The 14,072-nt window shown below is 66.0% G+C and carries 15 protein-coding genes; 6 read left to right on the top strand and 9 right to left on the bottom strand.

Annotated elements, in window-relative coordinates; genetic code table 11:
• Positions 1 to 215 precede the first annotated feature (215 nt).
• From APT63_02670 to APT63_02655, 4 genes are all read right to left on the bottom strand, one after another.
• Positions 216 to 1,622 (bottom strand): GABA permease, encoded by a 1,407-nt coding sequence (locus tag APT63_02670; protein AMA44610.1) that lies wholly within the window; start codon positions 1,620 to 1,622, stop codon positions 216 to 218.
• 339 nt (positions 1,623 to 1,961) lie between these two features.
• Complete coding sequence (locus APT63_02665; GenBank protein AMA44609.1) at positions 1,962 to 2,552, bottom strand: HAD family hydrolase; 591 nt, start codon at positions 2,550 to 2,552, stop codon at positions 1,962 to 1,964.
• Entirely contained in the window at positions 2,549 to 3,418 is an 870-nt protein-coding gene (locus tag APT63_02660) for an acyl-CoA thioesterase II (GenBank protein ID AMA44608.1), read from the bottom strand. The genes APT63_02665 and APT63_02660 overlap by 4 nt, the downstream gene beginning before the upstream one ends.
• Before the next feature lie 74 nt (positions 3,419 to 3,492).
• The gene (locus tag APT63_02655; GenBank protein AMA44607.1) at positions 3,493 to 4,062 is read right to left on the bottom strand and encodes a GNAT family acetyltransferase; all 570 of its coding nucleotides are present in this window, start codon (positions 4,060 to 4,062) and stop codon (positions 3,493 to 3,495) included.
• Between the two features lie 141 nt (positions 4,063 to 4,203).
• Here APT63_02655 and APT63_02650 point away from each other — a divergent pair, with 141 nt between their 5' ends.
• Both APT63_02650 and APT63_02645 read left to right on the top strand, forming a co-directional pair.
• Positions 4,204 to 5,118: a histone deacetylase superfamily protein gene (locus APT63_02650; protein AMA44606.1), complete on the top strand. Its 915-nt coding sequence runs from the start codon at positions 4,204 to 4,206 to the stop codon at positions 5,116 to 5,118.
• 145 nt (positions 5,119 to 5,263) lie between these two features.
• On the top strand, positions 5,264 to 6,514 hold the full coding sequence (locus APT63_02645; protein AMA44605.1) for an NAD(FAD)-utilizing dehydrogenase: 1,251 nt from the start codon (positions 5,264 to 5,266) through the stop codon (positions 6,512 to 6,514).
• A 607-nt stretch (positions 6,515 to 7,121) separates the two neighbouring features.
• On the opposite strand, the gene APT63_02640 is transcribed toward APT63_02645, so the two are convergent.
• Both APT63_02640 and APT63_02635 read right to left on the bottom strand, forming a co-directional pair.
• The gene (locus APT63_02640) at positions 7,122 to 8,453 is read right to left on the bottom strand and encodes a DEAD/DEAH box helicase (protein AMA44604.1); all 1,332 of its coding nucleotides are present in this window, start codon (positions 8,451 to 8,453) and stop codon (positions 7,122 to 7,124) included.
• A gap of 36 nt (positions 8,454 to 8,489) precedes the next feature.
• Entirely contained in the window at positions 8,490 to 9,431 is a 942-nt protein-coding gene (locus APT63_02635) for a hypothetical protein (GenBank protein AMA47768.1), read from the bottom strand.
• 157 nt (positions 9,432 to 9,588) lie between these two features.
• Between APT63_02635 and APT63_02630 the strand changes: the two genes are divergently transcribed.
• Positions 9,589 to 10,056: an AsnC family transcriptional regulator gene (locus tag APT63_02630; protein AMA44603.1), complete on the top strand. Its 468-nt coding sequence runs from the start codon at positions 9,589 to 9,591 to the stop codon at positions 10,054 to 10,056.
• A 37-nt stretch (positions 10,057 to 10,093) separates the two neighbouring features.
• Here the strand turns inward: APT63_02630 and APT63_02625 are convergent, their stop codons facing one another.
• The gene (locus APT63_02625; GenBank protein ID AMA47767.1) at positions 10,094 to 10,573 is read right to left on the bottom strand and encodes a nuclease; all 480 of its coding nucleotides are present in this window, start codon (positions 10,571 to 10,573) and stop codon (positions 10,094 to 10,096) included.
• A 22-nt stretch (positions 10,574 to 10,595) separates the two neighbouring features.
• Positions 10,596 to 11,357, bottom strand: a complete 762-nt coding sequence (locus APT63_02620) for an ABC transporter substrate-binding protein (GenBank protein ID AMA44602.1) — start codon at positions 11,355 to 11,357, stop codon at positions 10,596 to 10,598.
• Positions 11,358 to 11,508: 151 nt separating this feature from the next.
• Between APT63_02620 and APT63_02615 the strand changes: the two genes are divergently transcribed.
• Together APT63_02615 and APT63_02610 are read left to right on the top strand one after the other, a co-directional pair.
• Positions 11,509 to 12,165 carry a hypothetical protein gene (locus tag APT63_02615; GenBank protein ID AMA44601.1) on the top strand — a complete coding sequence of 219 codons (657 nt, stop codon included), beginning with the start codon at positions 11,509 to 11,511 and terminating at the stop codon, positions 12,163 to 12,165.
• Positions 12,166 to 12,338: 173 nt separating this feature from the next.
• Positions 12,339 to 12,839, top strand: a complete 501-nt coding sequence (locus APT63_02610) for a hypothetical protein (GenBank protein AMA44600.1) — start codon at positions 12,339 to 12,341, stop codon at positions 12,837 to 12,839.
• 232 nt (positions 12,840 to 13,071) lie between these two features.
• On the opposite strand, the gene APT63_02605 is transcribed toward APT63_02610, so the two are convergent.
• Positions 13,072 to 13,341 (bottom strand): hypothetical protein, encoded by a 270-nt coding sequence (locus tag APT63_02605; GenBank protein AMA44599.1) that lies wholly within the window; start codon positions 13,339 to 13,341, stop codon positions 13,072 to 13,074.
• Between the two features lie 170 nt (positions 13,342 to 13,511).
• Between APT63_02605 and APT63_02600 the strand changes: the two genes are divergently transcribed.
• Positions 13,512 to 14,063: an acetyltransferase gene (locus APT63_02600; GenBank protein ID AMA44598.1), complete on the top strand. Its 552-nt coding sequence runs from the start codon at positions 13,512 to 13,514 to the stop codon at positions 14,061 to 14,063.
• The last annotated feature ends 9 nt before the right edge of the window (positions 14,064 to 14,072 follow it).

The following is a 14,072-nucleotide window of genomic DNA, read 5'->3' as shown; positions in this document are numbered from 1 at the left end:
TTGAACAGGCGGTCGCAGCCCCCTTGTGAGGCTTGCCCGCGATGGCCGTGGATCCGGTACCGCGATCTACACCCGTATTCACGCCGCGGTTGAACAGGCGATCGCGGTCTCCTGTAGGAGCGGCCCCTGTGCCGCGATCGGGCCCGCAGGGGCCGTAAACCAGCCCCTCCGTCTTTCCGGCGATAAGCCGATGCCCAGCCCCGAACCTCAGAACCTCAGGACCTCACCTCCCCCAACACCCGCCCCTGCGCCGCCCGCGCATGCCCGCGCGAACTGATGATGCCCAGGAACGAGATCACGATCGCCAGCCCCAAGGTCGCACTGATTTCCGCCCGATGCTCCTCGGTGAACATCATCACCCCCAACGCGCAGGTGATGAACACGATCACCGCCCAAGTCAACCACGGGAACAGCCACATGCGGAACTTCAGCTGGGCGTTCTCGCGCTCCAGGCGTGCACGCATGCGCAGCTGGGAAATGGCGATCACCAGATACACCAGCAAGGCGATGGCGCCGGAGCTGGCCAGCAGGAACTCGAACACGCCCTTGGGTGCGAAATAGTTGAGCACCGTGATGGCCACGCCGATCAGCGTGCTGCCGAACACCGCCGCACGCGGCACGCCGACGCGGGAGGTCTTCTTCAGCATGGCCGGCGCGTCGCCGCGCTTGGCCAGCGAGTACATCATCCGCGAGGCGATGTAGATCGACGAGTTCATGCAGCTGGCCACGGCGACCAGGACCACGAAGTCGACCATGAACGACGCATAGGGGATGTTCATCAGCTCCAGCGCGCGCTGGTAGGAACCCACCACCGCCAGCTGCGGGTCGTTCCACGGCACGATCGAGATGATCACCAGGATCGACAGCAGGTAGAAGGTACTGATCCGCCAGATCACCGAGCGGGTGGCCTTGGCGATGTTGCGCGAAGGGTCGCTGGACTCGGCCGCGGCGATGGTCACCGCCTCGGTGCCGATGAAGCTGAACATCACCGTGATGAACGCACCGACCACCGCCGACGCGCCGTTCGGGGCGAAGCCGCCATGCTGGGCCATCAACGATCCCAGGCCACTGACCTCACGCTCCGGCAACCACCCCATCAGCGCGGCGAAGCCCAGGCTGATGAAGCCGATGATCGCCGTGACCTTGAGCACCGCGAACCAGAACTCGAACTCACCGTACTTGGCCACACTGAACAGGTTGGTCGCCGCCAGCAGCACGATCGAGGCCAGGGCGAACAGCCAGCTGTCCACCTCCGGGAACCAGAGGTTGAGCACATGCCCGGCCGCCAGTGCCTCAATGGGGATCACCAGCACCCAGAACCACCAGTACAACCAGCCGATGGTGTACCCGGCCCAAGGCCCGATGGCCTGGTCGGCGTAGGTGGAAAACGACCCGGTATCCGGATGAGCGACGGCCATTTCGCCGAGCATGCGCATGACCAGCACCACCAGGGTACCGGCCACCAGGTAAGCGATTATGGTTGCCGGACCGGCCGCCGCGATGGCGTGTCCTGAACCGACGAACAGCCCTGCACCGATGATGCCGGCAATCGACAGCATCGTTACATGACGTGGTTTGAACCCTTGTGCAAGGGCACTACCATCAGATCCCACGGTGTTCATTGATCTTGTTCTCTTTTTGCTGACACAAGGAAGGAAGGCAGGCGTAGGCGAAAGCGTCTCCTGTGGGACGAGGGGGAATGTGGATCACCGAAGCGTTGTTATTGTCGGCGATGCAGGATCGCGGCGCGTCAGTGAAGTGCGGCCTCACTGTAAGCCGGGCACCGCGTGCGGAAATTATTCGAAAACGTCCCGCAACTGTTCGATCACGACAGGCAATGCCTGGATGCGCCAGATGTCGCGGATGACGTATCCATCCGCGCCATGACCCGTGACGCAACCCGCAATGATGGCAACTCGACAGCCCTGTGAGGGTCGCCTATCGCGTCCGCGCAGCGGCGGTCAGCCCAGCAGACGCCGCAAGGCATGACAGTCGTGCGCATGCCAGTCGGCCAGTTCCGGCCAGGGGTTGTCCGGCACGTTCACCAGCACCGTGTGCGCCCCGGCAGCCCGCCCGCAGTCCAGGTCGAACCGGTAGTCGCCGACCATCACCAGCTGCGACGGTGCGACGTTCCAGTCCTTGGCGATCTGCAACAACCCGTCCGGGCTGGGCTTGGGCGCCGCCTCGTCACGCCCGAGGATCTGCTCGACCGGGAAACAGTCGGCCAGGCCGATGGCCTGCAAGGTGACGTGGGCCAGCTCGCGGGCATTGCGCGTCAGGATGCCCAGCTGGCACCCCCGCCCTGCCAGCTCGCGCACCAGTTCCACCGCCCCGTCCGCCGCCCGTGAGCCCAGCGCCAGATCGCGTTCGTGCTCCAGCAGCCAGGCGTGCTTGGCCGCGGCGACCTCGCTGGGCAGGCCGGCCAGGTGGGTGAGGATGTCCTCGTCGAGCGGGATCTCCAGCGCCCGGCGAATGCCGACGAAGTCGTGCACGGCCACGGTCAGCGTGCCGTCCATGTCGAACACCCAGTGGCGAATCTCGGAAAGTGTCATGCCCAGTCCTTGCGATGGCGAATCAGGCCTTCCTGGCACGAGGACGCGACCAGTTGACCCGCGCGGTTGTAGATGCTGCCCCGGTTGAAGCCACGGGCATTGCCCGCCCAGGGGCTGTCGTTGACGTACAGCAGCCATTCGTCGGCGCGCAGGTTGCCATGGAACCACAGCGCATGGTCCAGGCTGGCGATCTGCATGTCGCGCTGCCACACCGACTTGCCATGGGGCAGCAGCGAGGTGGTCAGCAGGCCGAAGTCCGAGGCGTAGGCCAGCAGGTACTTGTGCAGGGCCGGCGCGTCCGGCAACTGGCCGTCGGCGCGGAACCAGGTGTACTTGACCGGATCGCCCGGCTGCGGATTGAACGGGTCACGCTCGGTGACCGGACGGATCTCGATCGGCTTGGCGCAGAGGATCTTGTCGCGCAGACGCTCCGGCAGACGTTCGGCATGGGTGCGCGCCAGCTCCACCTCGCTGGGCAGGCCTTCAGGCCCGACCACGTCCGGCATCGGCGCCTGATGCTCGAAGCCCTGTTCGTCGTACTGGAACGAGGCGCTGCAGGTGAAGATCGGCTGGCCCTTCTGGATCGCGGTCACCCGGCGTGTACTGAAGCTGCCGCCATCGCGCACCCGGTCCACCGAATAGACCACCGGCAGGCTGGCGTCGCCCGGACGCAGGAAGTAGCCGTGCAGCGAGTGCACGTGGCGTGCGTCCTCGACCGTCTGGCAGGCGGCCGACAGCGACTGGCCGAGCACCTGGCCGCCGTACAGCTGGCGAAAGCCCAGGTCCTGACTGCGCCCGCGGAACAGGTTTTCTTCGATCGGTTCTAGGCTCAACAGGTCGACGAGGTCGTCCAGCACATGGCTCATTGAAATCTCCCGGCAAGGCATCACGGCATTATAGAGGCCGGCAGATGATACAAGTTTTGACCGTCAGGCCGCGCTCACCCGTGCAAGGTCCGTTGCCAGCGCGCGCGGTCCATGCGGTAGAGCACATGGGGACGCAGCGGGTGCCCGACCGGCAGGCGCGGGTGCTCGAAGCGGCCCTGGACGTCCTCGACCATGCCGATGGCCTGCATGACCTTCTGCGACGGCAGGTTGGAGACACTGGTGAACGACACCACCTCGTCCAGGTGCAACTGCGAGAACGCGCAGCGCAGGCAGGTCCAGGCCGCTTCGCTGGCGTAGCCCTGCCCCCAGTGGCGGCGGGCCAGGCGCCAGCCGATCTCGACCGCCGGGGCGAACGGCGCCTCGAAGTTCACCCGCAGCAGCCCGGTCAGGCCGATGAACGCGCCGGTGTCCAGCCGCTCCAGCGCCCACAGGCCGAAGCCGTGTTCGCTGAAATGCCCCCGGATGCGCCCGATCAGCGCCGCGGCCTCGAGCCGCGTCAGGGGCGCGGGAAAGTAGCGCATCACCTGGGGGTCGGCGCACAGGTCGGCGAAGGGGGCCAGGTCCTCGTCGCGCCACTGGCGCAGCAGGAGCCGGGCACTTTCCAGGCGCAGGACAGGGTTCATGGAAGCACTCCGCGTTCGACTGAACGCCATGCTAGGAGCGTAGCCGTCGCAAAGGCAACACGGCGCACCCTTCGGCGCCTCGCCGTTGCCCCAGGCGAGCGCCACTGGCAAGATCGATCCACGCCCCGATGCGATCCTGCCATGCCCTTGCCGCTGATCTACCACGACGACTACAGCCCGACCTTTCCACCGGAGCATCGCTTTCCGATGGACAAGTTCCGCCTGCTGCGCGACCACTTGGTGGACACCGGGCTGACCACCGACGCGGCGCTGATCCGCCCGGAGGTCTGCTCCCACGACATCCTCGCCCTGGCCCACGACCGCGGCTACATCGAGCGCTACCTGAGCGGCGACCTGTCCCGCGAGGACCAGCGCCGCCTCGGCCTGCCCTGGAGCGAGGCCCTGGCGCGCCGGACCGTGCGGGCCGTCGGCGGCTCGCTGCTCACCGCCGAGCTGGCCCTCGAGCATGGCCTGGCCTGCCACCTGGCCGGCGGCACCCATCATGCCCATCACGACTATCCGGCAGGGTTCTGCATCTTCAACGACCTGGCGGTGATCAGCCGCTACCTGCTGGCAGCCGGTCGCGTGCAGCGGGTGCTGATCTTCGATTGCGACGTGCACCAGGGCGACGGCACCGCGCGCATGCTCGAAGACACCCCGGACGCGATCACCGTGTCGCTGCACTGCGAGCAGAACTTCCCGGCGCGCAAGGCCCACAGCGACTGGGACATTCCGCTGCCACGCGGCATGGGCGATGCGGCCTATCTGGACGTGGTGGACGATGCGCTCAACTACCTGCTGCCGCTGTATCAACCCGACCTGGTGCTGTACGACGCCGGGGTCGATGTGCACCGGGACGATGCGCTGGGCTACCTGCAACTGACCGATCAGGGCCTGGCCGAGCGGGATGCGCGGGTGCTGCGCCATTGCCTGGGCCGGGACATCCCGGTGGCGGGCGTGATCGGCGGCGGTTACGACAAGGACCGCGAGGCCCTGGCCAGGCGGCATGGCATCTTGCACCACACGGCCGCCCAGGTGCTGGGTTGTGCACACTGAGTGTGGAACCGCCTGTGGATAACCTGAGCGAAACCCTCGCTAGCCCTTACGCCACAAGCCCTGCAGAGAACTGATCATTTTTCGTACAGCGCCTGGGGCGACGCAGGTGCGGTAGAATGCCGGTTTTTCCACAGCCCAGGTTGCCATGACCGATTCCGCCCCCTCCCCTCGCCCCCTGGTCGCCGTCATCGGCGGCGGCCCTGCCGGCCTGATGGCCGCCGAAGCGCTGGCCCAGGCCGGCCTGGCCGTGGAGCTGTTCGATGCCATGCCGTCGGTGGGCCGCAAGTTCCTGCTGGCCGGCGTGGGCGGCATGAACATCACCCATTCCGAGCCCTACCCGGCCTTCGTCGGTCGCTACGCCGAGCGCCGCGACGAGGTCGATCGCCTGCTGCAAGGCTTCGACGCCACGGTCTTGCGTACGTGGATCCATGGCCTGGACGTCAGCACCTTCGTCGGCACCTCGGGCCGCGTGTTTCCGACCGACATGAAGGCCGCCCCGCTGCTGCGCGCCTGGCTCAAGCGCCTGCGCGACGACGGCGTGGTCATTCACACCCGCCACCGCTGGCTTGGCTGGCAGGCCGATGGCCGGGTGCGCGTGGCTGGCCCCCAGGGCGAGCGCGTCATCGAGGCCGCGGCGGTGGTCCTGGCCCTGGGCGGCGGCAGCTGGGCGCGTCTGGGTTCGGACGGTGCCTGGCTGCCGCTGCTGGCAGCGCGGGGTGTAGAGGTCACCGACCTGCGACCGAGCAACTGCGGGTTCGAGGTCGAGGCCTGGAGCGACCTGCTCAAGGACAAGTTCGCTGGCGCGCCGCTGAAGAACGTGGCCATGGCCTTGCCCGGCAGCACACCGCGCAAGGGCGAGTGCATCCTCACCGCCCAAGGCCTGGAAGGCAGTCTGGTGTATGCCCTGTCGGCGCCGATTCGCCAGGCCATCGATCAGGCCGGGCGCGCCACAGTGTGGCTCGACCTGTTGCCCGACCGGCCAGTGGATAACCTGGTGCGCGCCTTGAGCAAGCCCCGGGGTTCGCGCTCGATGGCCAAGCACTTGCAGGGCCAGGTGGGGCTGGACGGCGTCAAGGCCGCCCTGTTACGTGAAGTGACCGACCCGGCGGCCTTCGCCGACCCAGTCACCCTGGCGCAAGCGATCAAGGCCTTGCCCATCGAACTGGTGCGCACCCGTCCGCTCGACGAAGCGATCAGCAGCGCTGGCGGTGTGCGATTCGAGGCATTGGATGAGGGCTTGATGCTCAAGGCGCTGCCCGGCGTGTTCTGCGCAGGCGAGATGCTGGACTGGGAAGCGCCTACCGGTGGCTACCTGCTGACCGCCTGCTTCGCCAGCGGGCTGAAGGCTGGCCAGGCGGCTGCGGCGTGGGCGAAACGGGCCGTCGGCGCGGCGTGACTGGCTGTCACGGACCGTGGGGGAGCGGGCTTGCCCGCGACGCAGGCGGCGCCGGGCAGGACGCTATCGCGGGCAAGCCCGCTCCCACAAGCTGCTTGCGCAGCCATGCCGACATTGACGGCTGCGGAGGTCCGGGTGGGAGCTGGCTTGCCAGCGATAGGGCCCTGCCAGGCGCTGCATGCGGTCGGGCATGTACGGAGTAGAAAAGACAGTTGCTCCCACAAGCTGCTTGCGCAGCCATGCCGACATTGACAGCTGCAGAGGTCTGGGTGGGAGCTGGCTTGCCAGCGATAGGACCCTTCCAGGCGCCGCATGCGGTCGGGCATGTATGTAACAAGTAGAAAAGACAGTTGCTCCCACAAGCTGCTTGCGCAGTGATGCCTCTATTTGATGCTGCAGAGATCTGTGTGGGAGCTGGCTTGCCAGCGATAGGGCCCTGCCAGGCGCCGCATGCGGTCGAGCATGTAACAAGTAGAAAAGACGGTGGCTCCCACAGTACCGCGATCGCCTGTATCACTGCGGTGTAACTACGGGTGCAAGAGCGACCTCCGCCAAGGCGCCGGACCGGCCACGATTGGGCCCGCAGCCCCCAAAAAGCCTGAAACGCTCACGGCTTGCGCTTGCGCGCTCCCCCATTGAAGCTTGGCACCTTGCGCACGGCCTTCACCGCAGGCGCCTTGGCCGGTGTCTCGTCGCTGTCCATCCAGCGGCCCAGGCCGCGCTTGGCGCTGTTTTCCTTGGGCTTCTTGGGTTTCTTCGGCTTCTTGATCACCTGCCCGCTGGCATCGGTCAGCGGCACACGGTGGTCCGGGATGAAGTCCGGCTCGTCGTGACGCGGCAAGGTCTGACGGATCAGCACTTCGATGGCCGACAGCAGTTGCACCTCGTCGGCGCACACAAGGGAAATCGCCTCGCCCTTGTTGCCCGCCCGCCCGGTACGCCCGATGCGGTGCACGTAGTCCTCGGCGACGATCGGCAAGTCGAGGTTGACCACCAGCGGCAGGTCGTCGATGTCCAGTCCCCGGGCGGCCACGTCGGTGGCGACCAGGATCTGGATCTCGCGGGCCTTGAAGGTGTCCAGCGCGCGCTGGCGCGTGGCCTGCGGCCGGTCGCCGTGGATGCCGTCGGCGCTGATGCCTTCGGCCTGCAGAAGCTCGACCAGTTGATCCACACCGTTGCGAGTCTTGGCGAACACCAGCACGTGCTTCCAGCGGTGCTTGCGCAGCAGGTGCAGGAACAACTCGGCCTTGCGCTTCTTGTCCACCGTCACCAGCCACTGCTTGACGGTGCTGGCGGTGGTGTTGCGCGGGCTGACTTCGATGCTCAGCGGATCGTTCAGCGCCAGGCCGGCCAGCAGACGGATCTGCTCAGAGAAGGTGGCGGAGAACAGCAGCGTCTGCCGCTGACGTGGCAGCGCGGCATACACCGCACGCAGCTCCTCGGCAAAGCCCAGGTCGAGCATGCGGTCGGCTTCGTCGAGCACCAGCATCTGCACCTGGCCGAAGGTCACTGCGTTCTGCCGGAACAGGTCGAGCAAGCGGCCAGGCGTGGCCACCAACAGGTCGACCCCACGGCGCAGGCGCATCATCTGCGGGTTGAGACTGACGCCACCGTAGACCGCATAGGTGCTCACCGGCAGGTGCTCGGCGTACTCGCGCACGCTGGTGTGCACCTGTTCGGCCAGTTCGCGGGTCGGCACCAATACCAGCGCCCGGATCGAGTTGCTGGCGACCTTGCCGCCTTCCTGCGTCAAGCGCTGCAGCACCGGCAGGGCGAAACCGGCGGTCTTGCCGGTGCCGGTCTGCGCCGCCGCCATCACGTCGCGCCCCGCCAGCACGGCGGGGATCGCCTTGGCCTGGATCGGCGTTGGGGTGGTGTAATTCCGCTGTTGCAGCGTGCGCAGCAGGGGTTCGATCAGGCCGAGCGTGGCGAAGGTCATGGCAATACCGTGTAGAGGTTCAGCAAAGCCGGCAGTTTACCGCAACGCCTTGCCCGGCTTGCACATTTCGCCATCGCCCACCACCACCGGCTGCACACCCCGACGGCGCCACTGCGGCAGGCCGATCAGCACCACCGCGCTGATGATCACCAGCATCGCCAGGCCTTCCTCGAGCTCGATGCGCTCGCCGGCGAAGAGTATGCCCAGCAGGACCGCAACGGCCGGGTTGACGTAGGCGTAGCTGGTCGCCGCCGCCGGGCGCACGTGCTTGAGCAGGTACAGGTAAGCGCTGAACGCCAGGATCGAGCCGAACACGATCAGGTAGCCCAGCGCGGCCCAGCTCGCCACCGACGGCATCTGGGTCAGGCGCTCGCCGCTCAGCACGCTGCCGATCAGCAGCACCAGGCCACCGCCAAGCATCTCGGCGGCGCTGGCCATGGCGCCCTGGGGCAGCGGCAGGCGTTTGCTCCACACCGAGCCGAAGGCCCAGGCCGCTGCGGCGAACACCACCAGCGCCGCGCCCATGGGGCTGGCCTGCAGGTTCGGGCCCAGGTTGAGCAGGCCGATGCCGATCAGCCCCAGCACGATCCCGGCCCACTCCAGGCGCGTGGTGCGCTGCCCGAACCACAGGCCGAACAGCAAGGTGAACAGCGGCACCGTGGCGATCGCCAGGGCCGCGACGCCGGAAGCCACCCCGGCATGCTCGGCCAGGGTCACGCCGCCGTTGCCGCAGCTGAGCAGCAGAAAACCAATGGCCGCCGCCGAGCGCCATTGTACCCAGGTCGGGGCCGGCACGCCGCGCCAGCGCAGAAACCCATACAGCAGCCCGCCCGCGACCAGGAAGCGAATGCCGGCCATCATCATCGGCGGCCAGGACTCGACGCCGATGCGGATCGCCAGGTAGGTCGACCCCCAGACCAGGTAGAGCGCCAGGAAGGCACCGATCAACAACCACGGCAAACGCGAAGAGGCAGGCATGAGGAAGTACTCGAAATCCATTTGAAGGTGGCTTAGTTTAGAAAGGCCAGCGCGCAAACTTAAGCCGCGAAGAGGGTTTGCCGGGGCCCTTCACCTTCGAATGAACGGTTCTGTCGCCCTTTGACCATCGAATCCACAGCCTACCCACGAGACCCGTATGGACCGCTACGACCGCCTGATTCTCGCCGCTCTTCTGGAAAACGGCCGCGCCTCCTTTGCGCAGCTGGCGCGCCACGTCAACCTGTCGGCCCCGGCCGTGGCCGAGCGGGTGGCCAAGCTCGAAGCCAGTGGGGTCATCACCGGGTATACCGCCAAGGTGAACCTGGACCGTATCGGCCTGCCGATCCAGTGCCTGGTCGAACTGCGCCTGAGCCATCACGGCAACCCGCAGGCCTACGAGGCGCTGGCGCGCATCCCGCAATTGACGCAGTGTCACCGAGTGACCGGCGACGCCTGCGTCGTGCTGCTGGCAGCCGTCGGCTCGATGGAGGAATTGGAAACGGTGATCGACCAGATTGCCCAGTTCGGCTTCAGCAAGACCTCGATTATCCTGTCCAGCCCGATCGAGCAGCGGGTGCCGCTGGAGCATCTGCTTCAGGCTGGGCGCAAGGCCCAGGCGTTGTAGGTAACGTGTCGGCTCGTCGCTCGACGTCCGTACACGCCTAGCGCCGCAGCAGCAGGCGGCCTTCGATCGGTACGTAACGGTCCGCAGCGCGGATCAGCGCATTGGCGGTCAGGCCGGGGACGCCGTAGACCACCGTCTCGACGCCATGACGCTCGGCGACCCGCTGCAGCAGCTGGTCGAAGTCACCGTCACCGGAGGCCAGGACGATCCGATCGACCTGGGGCGCCGCGTCGACCACGTCCAGAGTGATGCCCACGTCCCAGTCGCCCTTGGCCGAGCCGTCGCTGCGTTGGATGAAGGGCTTGAGGCGCACCTCGAAACCCAGGTTGCGCAGGATCTGCTGGAACTGCTGCTGCTTGCTGTCGCCGCGCTCGATGGCATAAGCCTTGGCCTCGACGATCTCGCCCTCGCGGCTGACCTGGGCCCAGAGCGCGCTGTAATCGAAATGACAACCGTGCGCCTGGCGCACGGTGTAGTAGAGGTTCTGCACGTCGGCGAACAGCGCGACCCGCGGAATTCGGGCCGCCTGACCAGGCACCTCAGACAAAACTGTCGTCGTCCGAGAAGAAGTCGCCACCGCCATCGTCGCTGCCGTAGTCGGTGTCGGCAAACCCACCCTGGTCGTTGCCGTAGCCATTGTCGGCCACCTGCGCATGCTCGCCCTGGTCGTTCCAGCCACCGCCGCTGTCGCTGGCGTGTGCCGGCTCTTCCTGGATCACCTCGACCACCTCTTCAGGCTTGTCGTGGAACAGGCTGCTGATGCCCTGGGCCAACAGCACGCCACCGGCCACCCCCGCCGCGGTCTGCAAGGCACCGCTCATGAACCCGCCACCCGCGCGCCCGGCCGCTGGCGCAGCGCCGAAGCCCGAGGCCTGGGGCTGAGCCGGTGCCTGCCCCTGGAAGTTGGAGCGCGGCCCGTCACGCCAGCCGCCACCCGACGCCGGAGCGGGTGCGGATGCCGGGGCCGAGGGGCGCTGGGGTTCAGGTCGCGAGGTGCCGCCGAACAGGTTCGACAGGAAGCCGCCGCCCCCGCCCTGCTGGGACTGTGACTGGGACGCCGAGGCCTGTGCCCGCAGCTGCTTGAGCTCGGCCTCGAGCTTGGTGTTCTGCTCGTCCAGGCGCTTGATCGCCGCTTCCTGCACCAGGATCGCCTGGGCCATGTAGTACGGCGCCGCCGGCTGCTGACGGACGTGCTCCTCGATGCGCGCCAGCGCCTGGGCGTCGCGCGCCTGGCCGGCGTCTTCGGCTTGTCGGATACGACCGAACAGGCCATCGATCAAGGTTTGTTCTTCAGTGTTCATGGGCTACCTCATGCAGTGCCTGGACATCGGACAGTGCTGAAGATGGGGCAAGACGCGAACGGATTCAATCACGCCGGGTGAAACTTTCTTCAGCCCGGGCCGGGCTCTGGGCTAAAGTGGGGCCTTGCTTTCTGCTTGGCGACCCGGACTTATGGATGTCTTGACCGTTTTACGCGACTCGTTGTACTTCTCCCGCCGACACCTGATGAATATTGTCCGATTGTGTCTGCCACTGATCGTGCTCGAGTCGGTGCTGCTGCAACTGTGGTTCTGGCAATTCGACGGTGACGAGCAATCCGTGCAGGCCGTGGTCGTGGGCGCTGTGTTCTATCCGATGTACAGCACCCTGCTGCTGCTGTACCTCGACGCCCGCAGCCGCGGCAAGACGCCCACCCTGCGCGCCGTGTTCAATCGCATGTGCCCGTTCTACCCGAAAGTGCTGGGCCAACGGGCGCTTGGTGCCCTGCTGGTTCTGATCGGCTTCATGTTGCTTGTCGTGCCAGCCATCTGGGTCATGGTTCGGCTGGTCTTCGCTCAGTACCTGCTGGTGTTGCGCGGCTACCCGATCGTCGAGGCCATGCGCGAAAGCGTACGCATGACCCGTGGCCATTTCTTCAGGATCATGTTCTGCATGCTGGCGGTGATGGTGCCGATCGTTCTACTGGAGCTTGGGACACTCGTGCTGGTGCCTGATCTATCGCTGGTAGGACGGATCGCGCTGTCCAGCCTGAGCACCTTCCTGCAGCTGTTCAGCCTGGTGGTGCTGTATCGCCTGTTCATGCTGGTCGAGGAGCAGCAACCGCGCTAGGGATGAGCGTACCGTACGCTCACCAAGGGTCTTGCGCGCTGCCCCTGCAATTCGGCACGCAAGGCCCGGCGCCACCCCGGAAACCCTTCAATCTTCGCCCCTCTCCTGCCCCGCTGTAGGGTCGCCTGGCACCGTCATGGTGCCGACCCTCACGACCGACAGGAGCCCCTCTCATGACCCAAGCCTCGTCATCTGCCCTGCTTCAGCCGGGCACGTCCTTCCGAGCCCGCGTCTACCTGCTGCAAGGCGACTGTGCCCTCCCGCTGCGTATCAGCCGCACCCAAGACAAGTTCGGCTGGGGGATTGCCCCAGCGTACGATTGGCTACAAGCCGGCGGCGACGAATGGCCGCCCGTCTTGCAGTTCACCTACGTGTCTCACATCGAGGACCGTTGGCACTACCGCATATCAGGGACGGGCCCACGCGCGCGCGGCCAGCTCGGCATCAGCCGCAATGGCTACCTGGGGCTGTACGAGCGTGCCGAGGTGACCGATGACTGGAAGATCGAGCCGCTCGAGGTCATCGACGGCCGCCTGATCTGCCGCTGGCGCGACCACCTGGGGCATCAGGTCAAGGCCGAGCCGGATACGCCGCATCACCAGCCCGGTCAGTTCTATTCGTTGACGGTGGGTGAAGGTGAGTTGCACGAGTATCTGATCGAAGAGGTGGTGTAGAGCACTTGGCAGGGGTCGCAGGGCCTGGACTGCGTGCTGCCTGGCATGCTGCCTACACCGACAAATTGCTGAGATCTGGGTAGGAGCTGGCTTGCCAGCGATAGGGCCCTGTCAGACGCCGCCTGCATCGCGGACAAACCCGCACACAGGTAACCGCGATAGCCTGCAACCCTGCGGTGGGGCTACAGGTGTGTGGGCCCCTGTGCCGCGATTGGGCCCGCCAGGGCCCATATCAGCCCTTGGCAGAGCCATAACATCTCCCACAGACTGCTTGCGCAGCCATGCCTGCACCGACAAATTGCAGAGCTTTGGGTGGGAGCTGGCTTGCCAGCGATAGGGCCCTGTCAGGCGCCGCCTGCATCGCGGGCACCCGTGCCGTCAGGATTTCATGGACGTGCTTATCAGCACCCAGCATCTGCCAGACCGTCGCCTGGGCGACATCACGGGTGATCGGCTCGACCAGATCACGTGGCAGGTAGGTCAGCAGCTTTTGAGGGGTCATGGTCGTTGGCTTACTCCTGGCAAGAACAGGCTTTCAGGCGTCGTTCAATCTTCCGGACAGGCCAGAACGTCGAACCGCAGGCTGCCCATCCGATGACAAACGGCCGGTCGACACGGACAGGCTCGGTACAGATAATCAAAACCTGACAGCAATGCCCAGGAATAACTGCCATGGATGCTCCTCCTACGCTCATCACCGATCGGCTGACGCTCACGCCTCTTCAATTGGAGGACGCTCCTGTCATTCAGGCGCTATTTCCCCAGTGGGAAGTGGTGCGTTACCTGGACAGCCGAGTCCCCTGGCCGTACCCAGACGATGGGGCGCTGGTCTATGTCCGGGATATCGCCCTGCCCGCCATGGCAGCAGGACGTGAATGGCACTGGATGATCCGCAAGCGCGACGAGGCTGGCTGCACCCTGGGCAGCATCAGCTTGTACGACCAGCCTGGAAACAACAGGGGCTTCTGGCTCGCCCCGCAGTGGTGGGGAAACGGCTACATGCGTGAGGCATGCCAGGTCATCAACGGCTACTGGTTCGTGACCCTGGCGCGTCCGCTCATGCAGGTTCCCAAAGCGGTGGCCAACCAGGCGTCTCGCAGCGTGTCCGAGCATGAAGGCATGCACTTGGTAGGCATGCAGGAACGAACGTTCGTGTCTGGACCGATGAAGGCTGAGATATGGGAAATGACGCGGGCCGATTGGTTAAAAAAATCGACCACCTGACCTAATGTC

Origin of the sequence: Pseudomonas monteilii (assembly GCA_001534745.1) — a bacterium.
GTDB classification, from domain to species: Bacteria; Pseudomonadota; Gammaproteobacteria; order Pseudomonadales; family Pseudomonadaceae; genus Aquipseudomonas; species Aquipseudomonas alabamensis.
The sequence above is the reverse complement of the archived record's forward strand: the minus strand, read 5'-3'. Positions and strand labels throughout refer to the sequence as shown.

What these genes read in the sequence shown, in the direction of transcription:
- APT63_02640 (AMA44604.1), bottom strand. Translation starts at nt 8,453, where the DNA reads ATGACCTTCGCCACGCTCGGCCTGATCGAACCCCTGCTGCGCACGCTG.
- APT63_02650 (AMA44606.1), top strand. Translation starts at nt 4,204, where the DNA reads ATGCCCTTGCCGCTGATCTACCACGACGACTACAGCCCGACCTTTCCA.
- APT63_02610 (AMA44600.1), top strand. Translation starts at nt 12,339, where the DNA reads ATGACCCAAGCCTCGTCATCTGCCCTGCTTCAGCCGGGCACGTCCTTC.
- APT63_02630 (AMA44603.1), top strand. Translation starts at nt 9,589, where the DNA reads ATGGACCGCTACGACCGCCTGATTCTCGCCGCTCTTCTGGAAAACGGC.
- APT63_02660 (AMA44608.1), bottom strand. Translation starts at nt 3,418, where the DNA reads ATGAGCCATGTGCTGGACGACCTCGTCGACCTGTTGAGCCTAGAACCG.
- APT63_02670 (AMA44610.1), bottom strand. Translation starts at nt 1,622, where the DNA reads ATGAACACCGTGGGATCTGATGGTAGTGCCCTTGCACAAGGGTTCAAA.
- APT63_02655 (AMA44607.1), bottom strand. Translation starts at nt 4,062, where the DNA reads ATGAACCCTGTCCTGCGCCTGGAAAGTGCCCGGCTCCTGCTGCGCCAG.
- APT63_02615 (AMA44601.1), top strand. Translation starts at nt 11,509, where the DNA reads ATGGATGTCTTGACCGTTTTACGCGACTCGTTGTACTTCTCCCGCCGA.
- APT63_02635 (AMA47768.1), bottom strand. Translation starts at nt 9,431, where the DNA reads ATGCCTGCCTCTTCGCGTTTGCCGTGGTTGTTGATCGGTGCCTTCCTG.
- APT63_02645 (AMA44605.1), top strand. Translation starts at nt 5,264, where the DNA reads ATGACCGATTCCGCCCCCTCCCCTCGCCCCCTGGTCGCCGTCATCGGC.
- APT63_02620 (AMA44602.1), bottom strand. Translation starts at nt 11,357, where the DNA reads ATGAACACTGAAGAACAAACCTTGATCGATGGCCTGTTCGGTCGTATC.
- APT63_02665 (AMA44609.1), bottom strand. Translation starts at nt 2,552, where the DNA reads ATGACACTTTCCGAGATTCGCCACTGGGTGTTCGACATGGACGGCACG.
- APT63_02605 (AMA44599.1), bottom strand. Translation starts at nt 13,341, where the DNA reads ATGACCCCTCAAAAGCTGCTGACCTACCTGCCACGTGATCTGGTCGAG.
- APT63_02600 (AMA44598.1), top strand. Translation starts at nt 13,512, where the DNA reads ATGGATGCTCCTCCTACGCTCATCACCGATCGGCTGACGCTCACGCCT.